At 64.4% G+C, this 3969-nt stretch carries 4 protein-coding genes and 1 pseudogene; all 5 read right to left on the bottom strand.

Going from position 1 to position 3969, the window contains the following annotated elements; genetic code table 11:
• Positions 1-51 precede the first annotated feature (51 nt).
• A complete protein-coding gene (locus VMR03_RS04330; RefSeq protein ID WP_325402631.1) occupies positions 52-831 on the bottom strand; it encodes an SDR family oxidoreductase in 780 nt (259 codons plus the stop codon).
• A gap of 7 nt (positions 832-838) precedes the next feature.
• Complete coding sequence (locus tag VMR03_RS04325; protein WP_325402629.1) at positions 839-1258, bottom strand: nuclear transport factor 2 family protein; 420 nt, start codon at positions 1256-1258, stop codon at positions 839-841.
• 15 nt (positions 1259-1273) lie between these two features.
• Complete coding sequence (locus VMR03_RS04320; RefSeq protein WP_325402627.1) at positions 1274-2038, bottom strand: SDR family oxidoreductase; 765 nt, start codon at positions 2036-2038, stop codon at positions 1274-1276.
• A gap of 23 nt (positions 2039-2061) precedes the next feature.
• Complete coding sequence (locus tag VMR03_RS04315; RefSeq protein ID WP_325402625.1) at positions 2062-3750, bottom strand: FAD-binding protein; 1689 nt, start codon at positions 3748-3750, stop codon at positions 2062-2064.
• A gap of 13 nt (positions 3751-3763) precedes the next feature.
• Positions 3764-3969, bottom strand: a pseudogene (locus VMR03_RS04310) (hypothetical protein); the annotation flags it as partial.

The following is a 3969-nucleotide window of genomic DNA, read 5'->3' as shown; positions in this document are numbered from 1 at the left end:
AGAAGCGCTTGGGTACGAATTGATCGTTCGTCCTCGCGAACAATAAGACCTTCAGCCTTTCGCGCTCTCCGCCTGTTCCAGAAATGGCGGCCTCTCGCCGCCGCCATGTACGTCGAGCCGCGCGCCCGTCACATATCCGGCAAGGGCCGATGCGAGATAAAGACAGGCATTGCCGATATCGGCCGGCACAGCGATGCGTTTCATCGGTTGCGCGGCATCGATGACCGCAAGCCCCGCCTCTCCGCCATAGAAGAGATCAGCCTGCTCGGTGCGGATCATTCCGGCTGTAATCGCATTCACACGAACCTTCGGCGCCCATTCCTGGGCGAGCGACGTCGTGAGATTGAGAAGCCCGGCCTTCGCCGCGCCATAGGCCGCCGTTCCCGGCGAGGGCCGCACGCCGCTGACGCTCGCGATGTTGATGACGACGCCGCCTCGATCCTGTTTCTGCATCGCCGCGTTGGCGAGTTGCGCGAGATTGAGCGGCGCAATCAGATTGAGGCGGATGATCGCCTCCGAAAACCGCGGCGAGGCAGTCGCCGCATCGGCCGGTGGCGATCCGCCCGCATTGTTGACCAGCACGTCGAGCTTGCCGAACCGCGCCACCACGGCATCGATCAGTGCCTTCGCCTGCTCGACATCGCGCACGTCGGAGGCGAAAAACACGGCCTCCCTGCCGCCGCCGCGCGGCAGCGTCTCCGGCGCATTGCGCCCGCAGATCGCGACGTCGGCGCCGGCTTCGAGAAAGCGCTCGGCGATGCCGCGCCCGACGCCTTTGGTGCCGCCCGTAACGAGAACGCTCTTGCCTTCGAGATCGAGATCGATCGACATCCGCACCTCAGGTTACGCTGTGCTCGTCCCAATAGGCGCGCAGCCGCTTGATCTTGCCCGCGTCGTCGAAGACCAGCGTCTCGGTGATCTTCATCGTCGCCGATCCCATCTCGCCGACGCTCATCTTCATGTTGAAGATGAAGACGGCCTCGTTGCCGCAGACGACGATGCGCTCGACTTTCGGCTCCAGCGTCGCCGGCCCCTGATCGGCGATCGACCAGAAATTGACGATCGCCTCCTTGCCCACGAAGGGCGGCGCGCCGACCGGATCGTCGGCAATGGCGTCGTCGGTGAACATCGCCGCGCGCGTCGCCGTGTCCTTCGTCACATAGGTCTGGAGATAGGCCTCGATGGTCGAGCGGATATGCTCCGGCGTCACCGTCCCTTCGATGGAGGTGAGCATACTTCTGACGGCTTCCTTCAACATGGGTCCGCTCCGTTCCTAGAATTCGCTAAGGCCGTAATTGCCGTTGTCGATCGAGACGCGCGCATTGCTGATCGAGGCGGACTCATCCGATATGAGAAAGAGCACGAGGTTCGCCACTTCATGCGGGTAGCAGAAGCGGTAACCCATCGGCGAATCCTTGATCATCTTGAGATCGGTATCGAGCGGCAGGTTCATCTGCTTCAGCACCATCGGCGTCAGGATGCCGTCCGGCTGGATCGCGTTGCAGCGGATTTTGTAGCCGGCCTGCTTGCAATAGGCGACGACGCTGCCGGTGAGCGAAGCAACCGCGGCCTTTGACGCCGCATAGGCGAAGTAGTTGGCGGAGCCGAGCGTCGAGACGATCGACGCCATGTTGACGATGGCACCGCCATGTTCCTTCATCGCGATGATCGCGTGCTTGCAGCCGAGATAATAGCCGGTGACGTTGACCTCCTGCGTCTTCTGCCAGTCGGCGAAGGGCAGGCTCTCGAAATCGCCCATCAGCAGGATGCCGGCATTGTTGACGACGCCGTTGATCGGGCCGAAAGCGTCCCGCCCGGCCTTCATCACCCGCACCCAGTCATCTTCGTTGGCGATATTGTGCTGGAGCGCGATCGCCTTGCCGTCGCCGATTTCCGCCGCGACGGCCTTCGCCGCATCGATGTCGATATCGGTCACGATGACCTTGGCGCCCTCTTTCGCCAGAAGGATCGAATCTTCCCGGCCGCAGCCGCTGCCGCCGCCGGTCACCACCACCACTTTATTATCGACGCGACCCATTCTTCCCCCGCTTCATTTGCTTTTCACGCGCTGGCGAGCTTGCGGCCCGCGCGAGCTTCGTCCTGCGACGCCTTCGCGACGGATCGCGCCGCCCTGCGTCCCGACCAGACGCAATCGGCCAGCGACAATCCGCTGACGTAGAAATTCGATGGAATGCCACAGGCGCTGCGCCCGGCGGCATAAAGGCCCGGTATGGGCCCGTCACCGCCGCGCACAGCGCCTGTCTCCTCATCGACGGCGAGCCCCCCGAGACTCAGCACGGCGAGAGGAAAAAACTTGTTCCGGCAGGAAATATCGATGGCCATGAAAGGCGGCATCGCGAGCGGCGACATCATCCCTTGCGACTTGCCGAACGCATCGGGTATCCGTCCGCGCGCCGCGTCATTATAGGCGGCGACCGTTTCGACGAGCGCGCCGGCGGGCAAGCCAAGCGCGGTGGCGAGCCCCTCGATGCTCTTCGCCTTCGCAGCGGCGAACCTCATCATCAGCTTCGCCGGAAATTTCTGGAACGCCCAGATTTCCTCGTTGCGCAGTTCGGCCTGCGCCTCGTCGTGAACCGCCCGGTCGATGATGAGCCACGCGCCGCCCTGCGCCCGCTCCATGATCGCATCGCCGATCCGCGCGCCATATTGCTCCTCATTGGTGAGGCGCTTCCCCGTCTTGTCGACGACGATGCCCTTCACCCAGCCAAGCGGCGGATCGATGAAACGCCAGGCCGATATCGTGCCGAGCCGCGCGGTCGCCGCGCCCGCCGAAAGACCGAGACGAAGACCGCTCCCGTCGCAGCCGGCGCTCCCGAGTGGAAATCCACCTTCATATTTCGGCGCGAGGCGATGCACCAGCGCCCGGTTCTTGATGAAGCCGCCCGCTGCGAGAACGACGCCCTTGCGCGCCCGCACCCGCATCGGCCGCGCGCGCCGCGCCTCGATCCTCGAAAGCCACCGCAGCAGAGGCCGGCCGACGCCTATGGTTTGCAGGAACATGTGCTTGCCGAGATTCTCGAAGAGCCTGTGCAACGCTGCAGCCGGTCCCTCTGGCACCTGCCATATCTCCGCGCCGACAACCTCGCCCGCACTCGTCACGATGAGCCGCCGCGCCGCCGCCTGCGTGAGGAATGTCACGCTCTTCATGCGCCGCAATGACGCCTTCAAGCCGTTCATCAGTTGCAGGCCGGAAAAGGGGCCGCCTTTCACCCGATGCCCGCGCGGCGCCGGCGGTTCCTTGCCGGCATAGGCGGCGACGGCCTCGTTGCCGGAGTAATAGAGAAAATGCGGACGCTGCGGGTAGGAGGTCTTGTGCGGCGACGGCGTACCGTCGAATTCGACACCGTGGCTTTCCAGCCAGGCAAGCTGCGCGAGACTGTCTTCGCAGAAGCGCCTGAGCGTCGCCGGCGAAACCGCCTCCTCGACCTCATGGCGCAGATAGTCGTACATCGCGTCGACGCTGTCGCTATATCCCGCCTGATGCTGGTATTTGCTGCCGCCGCCGGTATAGACGATGCCACCGCTCAGCGCGCTCGCGCCCCCGCCCTGGAACCGGTCGGCGATAATGACGTCGAGCCCCTGCTCGGCGCCTTCAAGTGCGGCGGAAGCGCCCGCCGCACCGCATCCGATGACGAGGAGATCGGTCTCCCTGTCCCATGTCGTGGCGGCCGGATCGGCGACGACCAACGGCTTTGCAACCGGCGTCGTTCCGAAGGGCGCATCGCCCAATATGGACTCCGGATCAATCACCTGTCGCCACCGAACGGAAGCCGGGCGTCGTGCCGGCGGCTGCAAGCTCCTCCACCGTCCGGTTGCTCATCGAACTCGCGATATCGTTCGCGGCGATATATCCGAAGGTCATGGCCGGCCCGAGCGTAGCGCCCGCACCCGGATAGGAATCCGCCGTGATCGCCGCCGAGCAATTGCCCACCGCGTAGAGCCCGCGAA

The sequence above is a fragment of the Parvibaculum sp. genome (assembly GCF_035511255.1).
GTDB lineage: Bacteria > Pseudomonadota > Alphaproteobacteria > Parvibaculales > Parvibaculaceae > Parvibaculum.
This window is presented reverse-complemented; position numbering and strand designations above follow the sequence as displayed.

Excerpts from the sequence above, each read along its gene's own strand:
- VMR03_RS04320 (WP_325402627.1), bottom strand. The coding sequence starts at position 2,038 with ATGGGTCGCGTCGATAATAAAGTGGTGGTGGTGACCGGCGGCGGCAGC.
- VMR03_RS04325 (WP_325402629.1), bottom strand. The coding sequence starts at position 1,258 with ATGTTGAAGGAAGCCGTCAGAAGTATGCTCACCTCCATCGAAGGGACG.
- VMR03_RS04330 (WP_325402631.1), bottom strand. The coding sequence starts at position 831 with ATGTCGATCGATCTCGATCTCGAAGGCAAGAGCGTTCTCGTTACGGGC.